Below are 15,092 nucleotides of genomic sequence, written 5' to 3'. Positions count from 1 at the left end.
CTTCAGAAGTGATTGAGCTGCTGGACAGATTCCAGGGGTGTTCATGGATGATACTCTATCTGGGAAAAAAGCCTTTGGGCTTTATCAGAGTTAAGAAAATGAGGTGAGTACAACGTGCCTGACTTCAACTATTGGAAAGATAAGTACAAACATTCCTGGGAGGAGTCTGCAAAGCGAGAGCATAAGGTTGCAAAGCTTCTGGAGTCTATGTCTGATGGCAGAATTCAAGTTGAATTTAGAGGTTTAGGGACAGGCCAGTCAGAGTACCTACCTGGGAACGCAACACAGCATGGTCACGAGAAAGGTGATCCAGATATCTTTGTCGTTGGAACAAACGTGTACCTTGAAATTACTGGGCCATTGACAACCTCGGTCGACGAATATCAGCCTCTGTGGATTAGACCTGACAAGGTTCAAAATGCTCAAAGAAAAAGAGAAGGAGAACATGAGGTTTGGTTAGTGCATCACTTGCCTCGGAACGACTTGTTACGTACGGTAGCGCTCGACACTGAATTTTTTAATGCCTTGCAAGATGGAGAGTTTCCAATCGTTAACCCTAAAATTCGTGGAGCAGAAGAAAAGTATTACTCCATTCCAGCAAACCATCATTGCGTCGGATCAATAGATGTTCTGATTGAAAGACTGACGAGAGGAAGGTAACCCGAACTATACATTAACTAATTCGTAGAGCTAAACTTTACGCTAAATGTTGGCTAATCCAAGAAGAGAAGAAATTGACTACATTGAATCAGGGATCCGTCCGATGAAGCTGACAATGAGGTTTGGATCAGTGGCATTGGTTGTGCAGAGCTCGAACTGGGCTTGGCACTTCTGATGGCCAACTCCGTTAGGTCCATGCCCGACCCCGCTTGCCGTGTCCCACTGTAGCCTGGATCTCAGTGGACTTGGCCAGACTTCCCTGGACACCAAAAAGCCCAGAAGCCTCACCAGATAAGAACTTTCTGGACTTGGGTGGATACCAGTGGACTACCTGATAACGGAGAGAGTGGGATTCGAACCCACGGTGAGTTGCCCCACACAGCATTTCCAGTGCTGCGCCTTCGACCACTCGGCCATCTCTCCAGCGCACAGATTAATGACTTTCCAGCAGAGCTAAAAAGTCAGCTTTGTGATCCTAGCAAAGGATGGCGGTCACTAAGAGGATCCTTTGGCATCCCCAGGCCGAAACATTTGCCGCATCACCTTCCAGCGGGAGCAGCGCCAGTAGTCAACGTGGGATTCGATGAGACCTGCGGGGTTAAGCCGCATCTCTGTCCAGCCGGGGATGCACAGGCGGGGACGCCAGGGCAAAAAAGACAGGGATCCCCTCAGCGTCCACTCGCTGCGGATGTGGCTGCCGCTCTGGTGGATGTCGTGCAGCTCAAGATGGATATCCTGCAGCCAGCGCTCTAGGCTGGCGATCATAGCTCGATAGCGATCCAGGCCGCGAAACTCGTTGAGGGGATCCCGGAAATAAACCTGGGGGTCGTAGATGGAGTAGGTTTGATCCCGAGGAAAGCGGGCGTAATCGGCCCGCAGGATGGCCACCAGGTCGAGGCTGGGCTGAGAAGGGTGGCTCATGCTCTGACCTCAGCGGGAAGGGATACCGTCTCCCCCGGGGCAGGACAGCACAGCCGGATGGATTGGCCGGTGGCGGCGTTCAGGGATCCCAGCTTTTCCCGGAACTCCTCTAGGCTCCCCAGAGGGCGGATCTGGGCGGCAAACCAGCCGTGGTAATCTACCTCTCCCATAGCGGTGGGAATCACCTGCTGTGGGCGCAGGGCGGCCACCACCTGCAGGGCCCGCTCCGGCCCCATGATCACCTCGCCCAAGAGGGGAAAGATCTGGCCTACCACCGGGATCAGCAGGGTGTGGATGGGGGCAAACTCCTGCTGCAGCCGCGGGCGGATATCCGGTTGGGAGAGGTGGGGCTCGTAGTAAAGCCGCGTCTGGGTCGGCAGCTCCTCCAGCAAAAAGCCCAGCTCCCGCACCGGCCCTAGAGGTGCTCCCGGAACCGCTGTGATGCGCAGATCTCCCCACTGCACTGACTGCCAGGGATCCAGGGCCTGCACCCTCTTAAAGCCAAGGCTCCGTGCCACGCGGGCGGCTGTCGGCGCAGCGAAAACCGGGATCTGCCGGTTCAGCCGCTGCAGGGTGGGGGGGTGGCAATGATCCGGCTGGCCCTGGCTGAGGAGGATGGCGTCGAGTTTGGGCAGGGTTTCTGGTGTGAAGGGCGGCACCTGGCGGTGCTCCAGGCGGATGAACCAGGGCAGGCCAAAGAACACCAAGGGATCCACCAGCCACGGATCCAGCAGAAAAGTCTGGGTCTGGGTATGGATTAGCCAACTGTTGAGGTCGATGCGGGTGAGTTTCATGGTGCTACTGCCCGGTGATGGAGAGATCGGCTACCCAAATGCGGGGACACAGACCAGCAGGGGTGATTTGGGGCTCCGGCTCGACGTAGAAAATCGACTGCAAGAGTCCTAGAAAATCCCCCGCTACCGTTGCCGCCTCGATACTGATGCGCTCTCCCTGGCGCACCCACCAGCCCTGAAAGGGCAGGGAAAAGGATCCCTGCAGAGGCTTGACTCCGGCATGGAGAGCCTGCAGCTCGTCAATCCAGACCACATTCTCAGCCGTGGCCAGGTCGTAGGTGCTCTCTGGTGGAGCCCCGGCAAAGACGTGGTAGTAGTGGGCCGCCACCGTCACCTTGGCGCCGATATTGGCATGTCCCGTGGGCTGGGCCCCCAGGCGTTTGGCGGTGCCGGCGCTGTGCAAAAAGTGGGTCAGAACTCCATTGGTGATGAGGGGAACGCGGCGGGTGGGAGTGCCTTCACCGTCGAAGCTAATTGCGCTCACGTTGGTAGGGTGCAAGGCGTCATCACACACCGAGAGCAGCGGCGAGGCAATCTGCTTGCCCAGTGAGTCGGGAGTGGACAGGCTTTGGTTGTCCAGGATGTTTTGGGCGTTGAAGAGATTGGAGAAAGCGCCCAAGAGGCTTAAAAAAGCTTCCCCGGAAAAAACCACTGTGTATTTCCCCGAAGGGATCCGCTCGTACTCCAGGTGGCTGATGAGTTTCTCGGCTGCTTCCTTGACGCAGCCCTGGATATCCAACTCCTCTAGACTGCGGGCCACCCGCATAGCGCCGGCGCTGCGGGGTTTGCGACCCTCTTGTTCTGCCTTGCCGTAGAGAAAGACCGAGGTCAGGGTGTGGCCCTCCTGTCGCAGAGCCTGGTCGCTGTTGAGGTAAAAGCGGTCGATCTGCCGCTGGGCCAGGCCGTTGTAGGGTACCCCCTGGATGGCGGGATGGGATCCCAGTAAAGCCTTCTCAGCGGCCAGCAGTTGCTCCAGAAGCTCACTGGCCAGCGCCAGCGGCCTTTTGGCGTTACAGGGTTGGAGAATGGGCAGCTTCGCTTCTGGACTCAATTGGGGTGCGTGTTCCCGCACGCCGAAGTGGCTGGCTTCAAAGGCCGTCTGCAGAGCCAGTTCCAGCCCTGCCTCGTCCACAGCGGTGGTGGAAGTCACCCCCACCTGGCCCTGGTCGTTCCAGGCCCGCACCGTCACACTGCAGCGGTGAGAGGCTTTTACCTGACGGGGCTCCCCCTGCTCCACCTGCACGCTGGTCTCGTCCACCTCGGCTCCGTAGAGATCAAACTGGGGGATCCCCAAACGTTTGGCACAGCTTTGCGCCTGTTCGGCCAAGGCCTCAACTTGCAGCATCGCTACTCCTTCCCTACCGACGGGCCAGCCAGGCGGTCAAGTCCTCCACGCTGTGGAAATCCAACAAAGCTTCCCCTAGCGCCTCCAGCTGCGACGGCGGCAAGGCCCAAATCTGGTTTTCCAAGGCCGGGTCAAGGGATCCCAGCTTCCGCCGCAAAAGCCGCAAAACCAGTGTTGCTTCCCCGTGTTGCAAACCCTGTTGCAAGCCCTGTTGTAAGCCCTGTTGTAAGCCCAGTTGCAGGCCTTCTTTGCGCCCTGCTTCCAACCCCTCCCGCAGAGCTTCTGCCCGCCATTCCTGGTAGATCACCGATTCCCTCATATCCAAGGACCTCATGATTTGCCGAATCAAGCCCCGATCCAATGCTAGTCCTGCCAAAACGGCTGTTGCCGCTGCCAATTCCCGCTGCTCGCTGGACTCTGGCAAGCGCTCCAGCTCAGCAACGACTTCTCGTAAGGTTTCTCCAGGATCCTCCACCTGGCTCAAGACTCGAAAAGGCAGCAGCGCTGGCCAATCGACCCTGGCCGGCAAGTTACACTCCCACAGGCGAACGACCTCAAACTCATGGCTCAGCCTTTCTAGGCGAAAAGAGGTTTGGAAGACCCGCTGCGAGCGCGTTTTGCGAAGATAAATGACCACCTGCCGCACCGATAGCTGGGGATATTTCCGATAGAGGCGGAGCCGATAGTCGGCCATGCGAAAGGGGATTTCAGGATCCGGATCTGTTTGAAATTCCAGATGCAAAATGCCCTGCTGTAGCCCTAGCAGAATGACCGAATCGGCTCGCATGGGCTCCTCCGACAGTTCTGTGGGCAGAAGCTGTACCGGCAGAGCTACCTCTCCCATCAGCCAACGGGCAAACTGCTCCGGAAAGCGCTCCGCCAGGTACTTGCAGATGTTGTCGTAGGCCATGGGGGATCCCTGAAACTAGCGCCCGCCCACGGTGATAGAGTCCACCTTGATGTGGGGCTGACCCACAGTAACGTAGATGCTGCCGCTGACAGAACCGCAGAAGCCAGGCGCCAGGCGGAGATCCTTGGAGCACATGGAGATCTTGGTCAAGATATCCTTGGCTTCTCCAATCAGCGTGGCTCCCTTGAGAGGCTTGGTGATTTTGCCATTTTGGATGAGATAGGCTTCTTCCACGGCAAAGTTAAATTGGCCGGTGGGGCCGACACTGCCGCCCCCCATGCGCTTGCAGTAGATGCCTTTGTCAATAGAGGCAAACAGGTCGTCCAGTTCGGCGTCGCCGGGGGCGATGTAGGTGTTGCGCATGCGGCTGGCAGGGGCAAAGGTGTAGTTTTGCCGGCGACCACTGCCGGTGCGGGGATGGCCGGTGCGCATGGAGCCGGCCCGGTCGGCCAGGAAGTTCTTCAAAATGCCCTTTTCAATGAGCAGGGTGCGCTGGACGGGCATGCCCTCGTCGTCCACGTCCAGGCTGCCAAAGGCCCCCTCGGAAAGCCCCTCGTCCCAGGCGGTGAGGTTTTTGTGGGCAATTTTCTGGCCTTTTTTGTCGGCAAAGGGAGTGGTTTTGCGCTCGATCTGGGTCGTTTCCAAGAGATGCCCACAGGCCTCGTGGAAGATGACGCCGCCAAAGGCGTTGGACATTACAATCGGGTAGGTGCCCGATTCCACATAGTCGGCATAGAGCATCTGGCCGGCGGCTTCTGCCAGCTCCTGGCTGTGGGCTACGAGATCCCAGCGGCGCAAAAAGTCGGGATCCCTGGTGCCCCCTGCGCGCTGGCTAACGGAAGCGCGATGATCCCCATCGGCACAGAGCAGGGTAGAACTAACCGACTGGGTAAGGCGGATGTCGCGCACAAAGGTGCCGTCGCTGCAGGCCACCAGGATCTCCTGCCAGTCACGGAAGTAGTTGGTGCGGCGGGACTGAACATGGTGAGCTTGCCGCTTCAGCTCTGCGTTGGCCCGCAGCAGGATCTCCCCCATCTCGGCAAGGGAGCTGCATTCCTTGAGCCAGCCGTCTTTACCGCGGCGCTCGGCGTAGTCCTGGAGCAGCCCTAGGTTGACGGTGGAGACCAAAGCAGCAGGGCCAGGGGGGGTGAGGCCCATCAAGAGCAGGCCTTTTTCTAGGGCAGCTTTGAGGCCGGCAAAGGAGAGATCGTTGGTGCTGACGTAGCAGTCGGCCAGGCCGCGAAACACCCGCACCCCCGCGCCGGTGGAAAGTCGAGGGGTGATGCTGGTGAGGGTGTCGTCTTCCGCCAGGCAACTGATGGAGTTAGCCCGCTCCAGGAAGATCTCCACCAGATCGGCGCCGGCAGCCCGCCCCCAGCCCAAGAGAGTTGCAAGGGGATCCCGCCAATCCTCGCCGAAGCGCTGCAGGGTGGGGCGGTAGTCGAGGTTGGGCAGTTCTTTGGATAAAAGCAGCATAGTAGGCCGAGAGCACTCAAAAGAGGGAAAGGGCAGGCTAGATGCCGCCATCTTTTGCTCCCTCAGTTTAACAAGACGTAAAGGCTGCCCTTTTGGGGAAAGAGACTCCAAGCTTGACAAGGGCAGAGGAGCGGCCGAAGATCGCTGCACAAGGATCCCTCACCTTGCAATGGCTGCCAAGAAAAGACCCTCGGAGCTTCAGCCCAGCCTATTTGACGATCCCCCAGAGCCACCTGCCTCTGCAACGGAGACGCTTCCCCAATGGGATCAGATCCCGCTCTCGGCTCAGGTGCCCATTCCCCCTGGCACCTATCGGGATCTAGAACAACTGGAGCAGCACTGCCGAGTCTGCCAGCGCTGTGAGTTGGCGGCCAACCGTACCCATGTGGTGGTGCACCGAGGTAACCCTAAAGCCAAGATCGTGATTGTTGGCGAGGGGCCGGGGGAAAACGAAGATCTGCAAGGCCTGCCCTTTGTAGGTAAGTCCGGCCAGTTGCTGGACAAGATCCTGGCCTCGGTGGGGCTCGATCCCGAGCGGGATACTTACATCTGCAATGTGGTCAAATGCCGCCCCCCCAACAACCGCGTACCCACCCAGGCGGAGATGGACGCCTGCCGACCCTATCTCTTGGAGCAGATTCGCCTGGTGGATCCCTGGATCATTTTGTTGACGGGGGCCACTTCGGTGCGCTCCCTTTTGGGGGATAAGCGGGGCATTACCAAGATCCGCGGCGAGTGGATCCAGTGGCAGGGGCGCTGGTGCATGCCCATCTTCCACCCCGCCTACTTGCTGCGCAACCCTGACCGCACCCCCGGCAGCCCCAAGTGGTTGATGTGGCAGGATATTCAGGCGGTGAAGCAGAAGTACCTAGAACTTGCTGGCGCAACGCCACCCCAGCAGGACTTTTGAGCCCACTTTCCCTGTCGCTTACGTGGCCAGCGCTGCTGCCCTCACCCCCAGCCCCTCTCCCTTGGGAGAGGGGGGTATGGGATCCCTAACTTGCAGGCTTGAAGCCGCTCAGCAAGCCAAAGCGCAGCAAGCCGGTGGCATAGGCCCGCCGCATCAGGCCCAGCCCCAGCGCCCCACGAACGGTGACCCAGCCGCTGCGCACCAAAGCCGGGATCCACCGCCAATCGCGAGCCGAGGCAATTACCTCATCCCAAAAGGGGGCCACCCGCTCCGACCAGTCGGCGGTGCGCAACTGCTCGAACCCCACCTCTTGGGCCAGTGCTTCATACTCCGACAAGCTGATGACATAGGGCAGGCAGTACACGTCGTAGATCTGCTGCAAAAGCCGCTGATCCTGGCGGCTCAGGGATCCCTCGCGGTGGCACCAGGTCACCACCATCATCTGCCCGCCCGGCTGCAAGACCCGCCAGCCCTCGGCCAGAAACCGCCGCTTATCTGGCATGTGCTCGCCGCTTTCCAGAGCCCAGACCAGATCGAAGGTGTGGTCGGCAAAGGGCATTTCCAGGGCATCGGCCACCCAAAAGCGCACCCTGTGGCTCAGACTGGCCTCCTGGGCCCGCTGCGTGGCCCGTCGGGCCTGGACAGGGCTGAGGGTAATGCCTGTTACCTCGGCGCCAAAGCGCCGCGCCAGCTCCAGGCTGCTCCCTCCAATGCCACAGCCGAGATCGAGGATGTGCTGAGGGGGTTTAGGATCCCCGATCTGGCCCCATTGAATCACTCGCTCCATGAGATCGATCTGGGCTTGGCGGCGATCCTTGCCGGTCTGGCCCGGCTCATAGTAGCCGTGGTGCATGTGCTCCCCCCACACCTGCTCCCACAGGCCGGAGGAAGCATCGTAGAAGCGGCGGATGCGTTGGTTGAGGGGGGAAGCCATCCAGGTAGGAGCGGGTCGGGATCCCTTCCATTCTGGACGATCTGGCCGTCCCTGCTGGCCCTGGACGCAGCCTGACAAAACCCCGATTAAGCTGGGAAAGTAGGCCCTTGCCGCCCATCCCCCTTTCTTAGACTGCCTTGGCCACCTCGGAATTGGCTCTGGAACAGCTTCTCTTCACCCCGGCCACACCTGCGCCTGACGCGGTGCGGGTCATCTACGCCTTTCCCAACACCTACTCGGTAGGGATCACCAGCCTCGGCTACCAGGTCATCTGGAGCCTGCTGGCCAGCCGCCGCGAGGTGGCGGTCGCCCGCCTGTTTACCGACCTGGCCGAGCCGCTGCCGCGGGATCCGGAGCTGGTGGGCTTTTCCCTGTCTTGGGAGCTGGACTACGTCCATATCCTGGATCTGTTGGAACGACAGGGGATCCCCCTCCAGGCCGAGGCGCGGGAAGAAGCGCATCCCTTGGTTTTTGGCGGCGGCCCGGTGTTGACGGCCAACCCTGAGCCCTTTGCTGCGTTCTTTGACTTGATCCTGCTGGGAGACGGGGAAGGCCTGGTGGAGCAGATGATCCAGACCTATCAGCAGGTGCGGCAGGGATCCCGGGCCGAAAAGCTGCAGGCGCTGGCTCAGGTGCCGGGGATCTACGTGCCCAGCCTCTACGAAGTGCACTACCGCGGCCCCGACGGCCCGGTGGAAAAGGTCATTCCCAAGCGGGACGGGATCCCCAGCTCCATCCGCAAGCACACCTTCCGCGGCAACACCCTCTCGGTGTCCACCGTGGTTACCCCCAAAGCGGCCTGGGAGAGCATCTACATGGTGGAGGTGGTGCGCAGTTGCCCCGAGATGTGCCGCTTTTGCCTGGCCAGCTACCTAACTTTGCCCTTTCGCGCTGCCGACGTAGAAGGGCATCTGATCCCGGCGGTGGAGCGGGGGCTGCAGGTTACCCAGCGGATTGGCCTTTTGGGGGCTTCGGTAACCCAGCACCCCCAGTTTGAGCCGTTGCTGGAGTACCTGGCGCAGGATCGCTTTGAGCAGGTGCGCCTTAGCCTGGCCTCGGTGCGCACGGGCACGGTCACGCCTCGCTTGGCGCAAGTGCTTTCCCGCCGCGGCAGCCAGTCCATTACCGTGGCCATTGAAAGCGGCTCAGAACGGCTGCGCCGGATCGTCAACAAGAAGCTGACCAATGAAGAGATCTTGGCGGCGGCCGCCCACGCCCAGGCCGGCGGACTGAAGGGGATCAAGTTCTACGGCATGGTGGGGATCCCGGCGGAAACCCAGGCCGACCTGGAAGCGACGGTTGCTCTTTTCAAGGAGCTCAAGAAGGCGGCTCCCCGCCTGCGCTTGACTTTGGGCTGTAGCACCTTTGTGCCCAAGGCCCACACCCCCTTCCAGTGGCAGGGGGTGGATCCCCAGGCCGAGAAAAAGCTGCAGTGGTATCAAAAACATCTGCGTCCCCTGGGCGTGGAGTTCCGTCCCGAAAGCTACAGTTGGTCGGTGATCCAAGCCCTCATCTCGCGGGGGGATCGGCGGGTGGCCCGAGTCTTGCAGTTGGCGCGGCAGTGGGGCGAGTCTCTGGGCAGCTTCCGCCGCGCCTTCAAAGAGCTCAAGGGACAACTGCCGCCCTTGGACTACTACGTGCACAGCGACTGGGATCCAGTGGATCCTCTGCCTTGGCAGCACATCGAAGGCCCTCTCACCCCAGAGCGACTGTTACAACATCGCCAGGAAGCTTTTTCGGTTGGCAGCTCTTGAAGGTGCCTACTTGGGCTGTTTGTAGGCGGCAATGCTACTGGCAATGATCGCCTCGGCTTCGGCCAAGCCTTTCCAGCCCAAGATTTGGGTTTCCTTCTTTTCCAGGCGCTTGTAGGTGGCAAAAAACTCCGCAATCTCATCCAGGCGGTGCTGGGCAATGTCCTCCAGCTTGGTTACCGAAGCGTAGCGGGGATCCTTAGCGGGCACACACAGCAACTTCTCATCCGGATCCCCGCCGTCGATCATCTGCAGCATGCCCAACGGGCGCACCGTGACCACACAGCCGGGGAAGGTGGGCTGATCCATAATCACCAAGCCATCCAAGGGATCCCCATCTCCGGCCAGCGTGTTGGGCACAAAGCCGTAATCGTAAGGATACTGCACCGAGGAGTAGAGCACCCGATCCAGCGCCATCGCCCCCATGTCCTTGTCGAACTCATACTTGTTTTTGCTGCCGCCGGGGATCTCAATCAAAATGTTGAGCAGGCCGGGCTTCGGTTGGGCAGGGATCCGCGACAGGTCGATCACAGCAGGCACCCTCAAAGTGGGAATAGACAGCCAGAGGGTATTTTGACATACTCCCTGCCGCAAAAGATAGAGGGACGCTTTGCCGGGAGCAGCCAACCGGCGAGGCAGGCTCCTCAGCCGGCCTTCACATCCCTTCTCCCCCCATCGGGAGGTGCCCCATCCTCGATAAGACCGAAGACTTGGCCTTCGCCCCCAAGCATGCGGGATCCCGATCCAGCTTTTCGATCAATTGCGGACACACTCCCCGGGCAAGATTCGAACTTGCGACCAATCGGTTAACAGCCGACCGCTCTACCGCTGAGCTACCGAGGATTAAGCGTTTTCCATCATAGGAGAAAAAAGCACCGCTAGGCAACTGCCGATGAGGAGCTCTTGGGTGGCCTTGGGATCCCCAGTTCAGATTGTGCGTGGGTTTGTCAACCCTGCTCTAGCGGAAAGTCCGGGAAAACGTCCTCGTCAACCGGACGGAAGCCATTACAATAGGTTACGGACATTCGCCAGCACCCCCTCATGGACTTCGGAGTCGGATTCCTCTCCAACAACGTCATGCTGCCGATCCTGGACTTTTTCTATGGGATCGTGCCCAGCTATGGACTGGCCATTATCTTCCTGACGTTGGTGATCCGCTTTGCTCTCTACCCGCTCAATGTCGGATCCATCCGCAACATGCGACGCATGAAGGTGATCAACCCTGTCATGCAGCGGCGGATGCGAGAAATCCAGGAGCAGTATCGGGACGATCCGCAAAAGCTGCGCGAAGCCCAGGCCAAGCTGTACAGCGAGCTGGGGGCCAATCCCTTGGGGGGCTGCCTGCCGCTGCTCATTCAAATGCCGGTGCTGTTTGCCCTGTTTGCCACCCTGCGGGGATCCCCCTTTGCGGCGGTGACCTACGACGTCAACTTGCAGATCCTGCCGGCGGAGGTGGCGGCTGAGGTGGTGCCCGCTCCCTACGTTAGCCCCAGCAAGAACATTTTTGTGACCGATTCTCTCCATAAGCCGGTGGTGCTGGTGGTGCCTAAGGGTACCAAGATCGCCGTCGGGGAAGAGGTGCAATTTTTGCTGCAGGGGCCGGGGGGCAAGCCCTTTGAGCAGTTGGTGACAGAAGCAGGTGGGGATCCCAACCTGTTGCAGCCCACCTGGAAGATCACCAAAGGGGAAGATCGCGCCCAGATCCAGCCAGACGGCACCTTGCTGGCCCTGCAGCCGGGGGACGTGACTGTGCAAGTGTCGATTCCCGGTTTGGCCTCGGATACCGGTTTCCTGTTCATCGACAAGTTGGGCCGTGTGGGAGCCTTTGACCCGGATGGCACCATCCACTGGGACATCATTGCCATGATCGTCATCTTTGGGGTGTCCATTTACCTGAACCAGTACCTGACGAACGCCGGACAGGATATGGGCAAAGAGGATCCCAGCCAGAGTTCCATGGCTCGTGTTACCCCGGTGCTGTTCTCGGCGATGTTCCTGTTTTTCCCGTTGCCGGCGGGGGTCTTGCTCTACATCCTCGTCTCCAACATCTTCCAAACGGTGCAGACTTTCTTGCTCTCGCGGGAGCCATTGCCGGAGAACTTGCAGCAGTTGGTGGAAGAGGAGCGCCGTCGGGCTGCCCAGACAATAGCGGTGGAGGCCAAGGAAGTGGAGAAATCGAGCAAGCCCAGGGCAGCCAAGGAAGGCCGTGAATCCCTGCCCTTTGAGCCCTAGGGAAGCCTAGCTGCTGGGGTGGACTTGTTGAGTGTTGATAGCTCACTTTCAACGTTGGAAGCTGCCCAAGATGAGCCGCCCTAAGTCTTCTACGGGATCTGCCGCTAAGAAATCTGACTCCCCCAGCAAGTCCACCTTTGTGGCCAACCAAGAGCGAGCCAAGCAGTGGTTGCAGCAGGTGCTGATGGCCATGGGGATCGCGGCGGAGGTGCGGGTGGTGGGTGAGGTGTTGGAAATCGAGGCGGCTTCTTTGACTTCGGATCAGAAGCAACTCCTGCTCTCCAAGGTGTCTGCATCGCCCTTGCCGTCTTCCAAAGAGGCCGGTCTGGAGGAAGAGCGCTCTCCTGTGGTGCTGGATGCGTTGCAATACCTGGCCAACACCCTTCTCAACCTCAACCTGCCGGAAGACCAGCAGCAGCCCTATATTTTGGATCTGGACGGCTATCGTCAGCGGCGTTTGCAGGAGCTGAAGGCTTTGGTGGCTGCTGCTGTGGAAAAGGTGAGAGCCGGTGGCCGCGAATACGAGTTTCCAGATCTCTCGGCTGCTGAGCGGCGGCAGATCCACACGCTGCTGAAAGACCCTGCCTACGCCGATTTGGAAACCTTCAGCCGTGGTAAAGAGCCCGACCGTCGTCTGGTGATCCGACTGGCTTCCTCGTCCTGAAAATTTGGGCCGCGACCCGTTGCGCTCTCTTGCTACCCTGACAACAGGGATCCCTGCTACCCAAAACGTGCGAAGGAGGGGGTGCGATGTTAAGGCCCATTCGTCTATCCGATCTGCGGCAGATGCCAGGTCAGACCCAGGCGTTGCAGTTCAAGCAATTTTTTGCGGGCTTTGAGAGCTTGACCCCTGTCGAGGGATCCCTAGAAGTCAGCCATCGGGGCCACTTTCTCGAGGTCAGTGCCGAAGCCCACACCATTGTGACTCTCACCTGTCACCGTTGCCTACAGCAGTTTAACCACCGGCTGCATCTGGCAGTTGAGGAGATCATCCTGATCCGGGAGCCCAGTTCCGAGCCTCTGCCCTTGGAGCTGGAATTGCAAGACGAAGCAGATCTGCTGGAGAGCCTGCCCTGCAATGGTGAGCTGGATGTCGAAGACTGGATGTACCAGCACCTACATCTGCAGATGCCCCGCCAGTTGCCCTGCCGTCCCGATTGTCCGGGCATTGGGGTGGAATCTCCCGCGCCGGCGGTGGATCCCCGCTGGGCAGCTTTGGCCTCTTTCTTGAAAGATTCTCCCTAGCTTTTTTGAATGTTGCGTCCACAAGTTCTCTGGCGTTTTGCTCGGCCTCACACCGTCTATGGCACCAGCGCCAGCGTGCTGGGCCTCTACCTGTTGGCGGGGTTCGTGGCTGCCGGATCCCTGCAACCGGTTCTCTCGGCGCTGCCCCAATTGGGCTTGGCTTGGGCGGCCTGTTTGGCGGCCAACGTCTACATCGTCGGCTTGAATCAACTGACGGATGTGGAAATCGATCGCGTCAACAAACCCCATTTGCCCTTGGCTGCCGGATGCCTGAGTTGGCGACAGGGGCTGGGGATCGTCGTGGCTTGTGGGGCGGCGTCCCTCCTGCTGGCCGCGGCTGGGATCCCTTACCTGTTGCTGACGGTGCTGTTGAGCAATGGGATCGGCACGGCCTATTCGTTGCCCCCCTTGCGTTTGAAGCGGTTTCCGCTGGCGGCCTCGGCTTGCATTTACAGCGTGCGCGGTTTGATCGTCAATTTGGGCCTTTACAGCCATTTTCAGCAGGTGATGCAAGGAAGGGTCGAGCTTTCTGCTCCGATTGTTTGGCTAACGGGATTTATGTCGATTTTCGGCTTGGTGATCGCCCTTTTTAAAGATATTCCCGACATGGAGGGGGATCGCCAGTTTGCCATTGCCACCTTCTCATTGCGCTTTGGGCCAGAGCGGATTTCAAGGTTTTGTATCACCATTTTGGCCTTTTGCTATCTGGGGTTTATCGGGGTGGGGATCTCCTTGCCCCTCGCGGGCAACGGCCTCTGGCTGTTGATGGGTCATTTGTTAGGGCTGGGGATCCTCTTAGGCTATGGTGTCCACCTCGATCTCAGTCGCCGAGATGCGATCGTTGGTTATTATCAACTGATCTGGAAGTTGTTTTACTTAGAGTATTTGCTTTATCCTTGGGCTTTTTTCTCTTTTTTCTAGAGCATTTTCCTGTAGCTAAGGATCTGCCCAAGCTCAGGCCAGAAAAAACCTAGAGATACCGCTTCATTTGGACTCGAAAGCGGCCTTTCTTTGTTTCGGCTACCTCTTCAATTTGCAGCCGGCCGCGGCCACGAATGGCGATCCAATCCTGAGGGCCAACGGTGTAGCTGGCTTGGGTAATGGGCTTCCAATTGACCCGCACTTCCCCCCGTTGGATTTCTTCCACCATCTTGCTGCGGGAGATGCCGAACCCGGCTGAGGCCACTGCATCCAAGCGCAAAGAGGCTTCCACGCTGGTGATGGATTTGACGCGGGGGGGTTGAACTTTCAACTGGCTCAGAGGGATCCGGCTCACTTTGACAGGCACCGTGCGCACCTGAGTCAGGTTGAGGCTGAGATAGTCCACCAGTTCGGGCACCACAATGGCCTGGGCACCTGAGTCTCCCAACACGAGGATGTCTCCCACCTTCTCGCGGGCGATGCCGGCTGCCAACAAGGCTCCCAGAAAATCCCGGTGGGTGGCCGGGTCGAACAGGAAGTTGCCTTGAATCTGCAGGGCGGCCAAGGGGATCCCTTCTTGATCGGGCTTTGGATCCCCGACCTCCAGACTCACTTCAGAGCGAGCCAGGGCCAAGCGTTGGCGCTCTGCCTGGGGGTACCCTCCCCAAGCCCACACTTGGAGTTCGGTCAAGTTGCGCAGCCGAGCTTGCACCTCGGCTAGTTCGGGTGGGGAAAGGAAGTCGCTCCAGACCACTTGCCAGGTTTTGAGGGCTTGGTCTCCCCAATCCAAGACCCGTGCCAGGGTTTCTCGATACTCTGCCCCTTGCAGTAAATCGGCTTTGGGTAGCATTTTGGGGTGCTTCGACTTTGTAGCTCAGTCCCGTTTTTCCCATGCTAAGCTAGATACCCGAAATCCTGGCGGGCGTAGCCAAGCGGTTAAGGCAGAGGATTGTGGATCCTCCATTCGTGGGTTCGAGTCCCATCGTCCGCCCT

At 59.3% G+C, this 15,092-nt stretch carries 15 protein-coding genes and 3 tRNA genes; 8 read left to right on the top strand and 10 right to left on the bottom strand.

Features of this window, described 5'->3' with window-relative positions; translation table 11 throughout:
- Nucleotides 1–114 precede the first annotated feature (114 nt).
- Nucleotides 115–660, top strand: a complete 546-nt coding sequence (locus NW857_RS00585) for a hypothetical protein (protein WP_414337428.1) — start codon at nt 115–117, stop codon at nt 658–660.
- 338 nt (nt 661–998) lie between these two features.
- On the opposite strand, the gene NW857_RS00580 is transcribed toward NW857_RS00585, so the two are convergent.
- From NW857_RS00580 to NW857_RS00555, 6 genes are all read right to left on the bottom strand, one after another.
- Nucleotides 999–1,083: transfer RNA gene (locus tag NW857_RS00580), tRNA-Ser, on the bottom strand.
- A 72-nt stretch (nt 1,084–1,155) separates the two neighbouring features.
- A complete protein-coding gene (locus tag NW857_RS00575; RefSeq protein WP_414332649.1) occupies nt 1,156–1,581 on the bottom strand; it encodes a DUF2358 domain-containing protein in 426 nt (141 codons plus the stop codon).
- On the bottom strand, nt 1,578–2,375 hold the full coding sequence (locus NW857_RS00570; protein ID WP_414332651.1) for an MBL fold metallo-hydrolase: 798 nt from the start codon (nt 2,373–2,375) through the stop codon (nt 1,578–1,580). Before NW857_RS00570 ends, NW857_RS00575 begins: the two co-directional genes overlap by 4 nt.
- A 4-nt stretch (nt 2,376–2,379) precedes the next feature.
- On the bottom strand, nt 2,380–3,720 hold the full coding sequence (locus tag NW857_RS00565) for a TldD/PmbA family protein (RefSeq protein ID WP_414348881.1): 1,341 nt from the start codon (nt 3,718–3,720) through the stop codon (nt 2,380–2,382).
- Between the two features lie 13 nt (nt 3,721–3,733).
- Nucleotides 3,734–4,630: an Rpn family recombination-promoting nuclease/putative transposase gene (locus tag NW857_RS00560; RefSeq protein WP_414367695.1), complete on the bottom strand. Its 897-nt coding sequence runs from the start codon at nt 4,628–4,630 to the stop codon at nt 3,734–3,736.
- Between the two features lie 15 nt (nt 4,631–4,645).
- A complete protein-coding gene (locus NW857_RS00555; protein ID WP_414367693.1) occupies nt 4,646–6,106 on the bottom strand; it encodes a TldD/PmbA family protein in 1,461 nt (486 codons plus the stop codon).
- Between the two features lie 289 nt (nt 6,107–6,395).
- On the opposite strand from NW857_RS00555, the gene NW857_RS00550 reads away from it, so the two are divergent.
- Nucleotides 6,396–7,016 (top strand): uracil-DNA glycosylase, encoded by a 621-nt coding sequence (locus NW857_RS00550; RefSeq protein WP_414337495.1) that lies wholly within the window; start codon nt 6,396–6,398, stop codon nt 7,014–7,016.
- A gap of 85 nt (nt 7,017–7,101) precedes the next feature.
- Here NW857_RS00550 and NW857_RS00545 read toward each other — a convergent pair whose 3' ends face one another.
- Nucleotides 7,102–7,950, bottom strand: coding sequence for a methyltransferase domain-containing protein (locus tag NW857_RS00545; RefSeq protein WP_414332663.1), 849 nt, complete (start codon nt 7,948–7,950; stop codon nt 7,102–7,104).
- Between the two features lie 137 nt (nt 7,951–8,087).
- On the opposite strand from NW857_RS00545, the gene NW857_RS00540 reads away from it, so the two are divergent.
- Nucleotides 8,088–9,704, top strand: a complete 1,617-nt coding sequence (locus tag NW857_RS00540; protein ID WP_414332665.1) for a B12-binding domain-containing radical SAM protein — start codon at nt 8,088–8,090, stop codon at nt 9,702–9,704.
- A 6-nt stretch (nt 9,705–9,710) separates the two neighbouring features.
- Here the strand turns inward: NW857_RS00540 and NW857_RS00535 are convergent, their stop codons facing one another.
- Together NW857_RS00535 and NW857_RS00530 are read right to left on the bottom strand one after the other, a co-directional pair.
- Nucleotides 9,711–10,229, bottom strand: a complete 519-nt coding sequence (locus NW857_RS00535) for an inorganic diphosphatase (RefSeq protein ID WP_414332700.1) — start codon at nt 10,227–10,229, stop codon at nt 9,711–9,713.
- A gap of 243 nt (nt 10,230–10,472) precedes the next feature.
- A tRNA-Asn gene (locus NW857_RS00530) sits at nt 10,473–10,544 on the bottom strand.
- Nucleotides 10,545–10,742: 198 nt separating this feature from the next.
- Here NW857_RS00530 and yidC point away from each other — a divergent pair.
- From yidC to NW857_RS00510, 4 genes are all read left to right on the top strand, one after another.
- A complete protein-coding gene (gene yidC, locus NW857_RS00525; RefSeq protein WP_414332667.1) occupies nt 10,743–11,933 on the top strand; it encodes a membrane protein insertase YidC in 1,191 nt (396 codons plus the stop codon).
- Between the two features lie 70 nt (nt 11,934–12,003).
- Entirely contained in the window at nt 12,004–12,597 is a 594-nt protein-coding gene (locus tag NW857_RS00520) for a protein jag (RefSeq protein WP_414332669.1), read from the top strand.
- Nucleotides 12,598–12,683: 86 nt separating this feature from the next.
- On the top strand, nt 12,684–13,178 hold the full coding sequence (locus NW857_RS00515) for a YceD family protein (RefSeq protein ID WP_414332671.1): 495 nt from the start codon (nt 12,684–12,686) through the stop codon (nt 13,176–13,178).
- Between the two features lie 9 nt (nt 13,179–13,187).
- Nucleotides 13,188–14,099, top strand: coding sequence for a homogentisate phytyltransferase (locus NW857_RS00510; protein ID WP_414337444.1), 912 nt, complete (start codon nt 13,188–13,190; stop codon nt 14,097–14,099).
- Nucleotides 14,100–14,148: 49 nt separating this feature from the next.
- Here the strand turns inward: NW857_RS00510 and NW857_RS00505 are convergent, their stop codons facing one another.
- On the bottom strand, nt 14,149–14,949 hold the full coding sequence (locus NW857_RS00505) for a photosystem II S4 domain protein (RefSeq protein WP_414332675.1): 801 nt from the start codon (nt 14,947–14,949) through the stop codon (nt 14,149–14,151).
- A 68-nt stretch (nt 14,950–15,017) separates the two neighbouring features.
- Here NW857_RS00505 and NW857_RS00500 point away from each other — a divergent pair.
- Nucleotides 15,018–15,090 (top strand) — tRNA-His (locus NW857_RS00500).
- The last annotated feature ends 2 nt before the right edge of the window (nt 15,091–15,092 follow it).

This window comes from Synechococcus sp. H55.9 (assembly GCF_047462355.1).
GTDB lineage: Bacteria > Cyanobacteriota > Cyanobacteriia > Thermostichales > Thermostichaceae > Thermostichus.
Note: the sequence above shows the minus strand (reverse complement) of the source record. Positions and strands in the feature narration are given on the sequence as shown.

Bases quoted from the DNA above. Each gene is read 5' to 3' on its own strand.
- NW857_RS00520 (WP_414332669.1), top strand. From the start codon at position 12,004: ATGAGCCGCCCTAAGTCTTCTACGGGATCTGCCGCTAAGAAATCTGAC.
- NW857_RS00505 (WP_414332675.1), bottom strand. From the start codon at position 14,949: ATGCTACCCAAAGCCGATTTACTGCAAGGGGCAGAGTATCGAGAAACC.
- NW857_RS00515 (WP_414332671.1), top strand. From the start codon at position 12,684: ATGTTAAGGCCCATTCGTCTATCCGATCTGCGGCAGATGCCAGGTCAG.
- NW857_RS00555 (WP_414367693.1), bottom strand. From the start codon at position 6,106: ATGCTGCTTTTATCCAAAGAACTGCCCAACCTCGACTACCGCCCCACC.
- NW857_RS00510 (WP_414337444.1), top strand. From the start codon at position 13,188: ATGTTGCGTCCACAAGTTCTCTGGCGTTTTGCTCGGCCTCACACCGTC.
- NW857_RS00575 (WP_414332649.1), bottom strand. From the start codon at position 1,581: ATGAGCCACCCTTCTCAGCCCAGCCTCGACCTGGTGGCCATCCTGCGG.
- NW857_RS00570 (WP_414332651.1), bottom strand. From the start codon at position 2,375: ATGAAACTCACCCGCATCGACCTCAACAGTTGGCTAATCCATACCCAG.
- NW857_RS00560 (WP_414367695.1), bottom strand. From the start codon at position 4,630: ATGGCCTACGACAACATCTGCAAGTACCTGGCGGAGCGCTTTCCGGAG.
- NW857_RS00565 (WP_414348881.1), bottom strand. From the start codon at position 3,720: ATGCTGCAAGTTGAGGCCTTGGCCGAACAGGCGCAAAGCTGTGCCAAA.
- yidC (WP_414332667.1), top strand. From the start codon at position 10,743: ATGGACTTCGGAGTCGGATTCCTCTCCAACAACGTCATGCTGCCGATC.
- NW857_RS00545 (WP_414332663.1), bottom strand. From the start codon at position 7,950: ATGGCTTCCCCCCTCAACCAACGCATCCGCCGCTTCTACGATGCTTCC.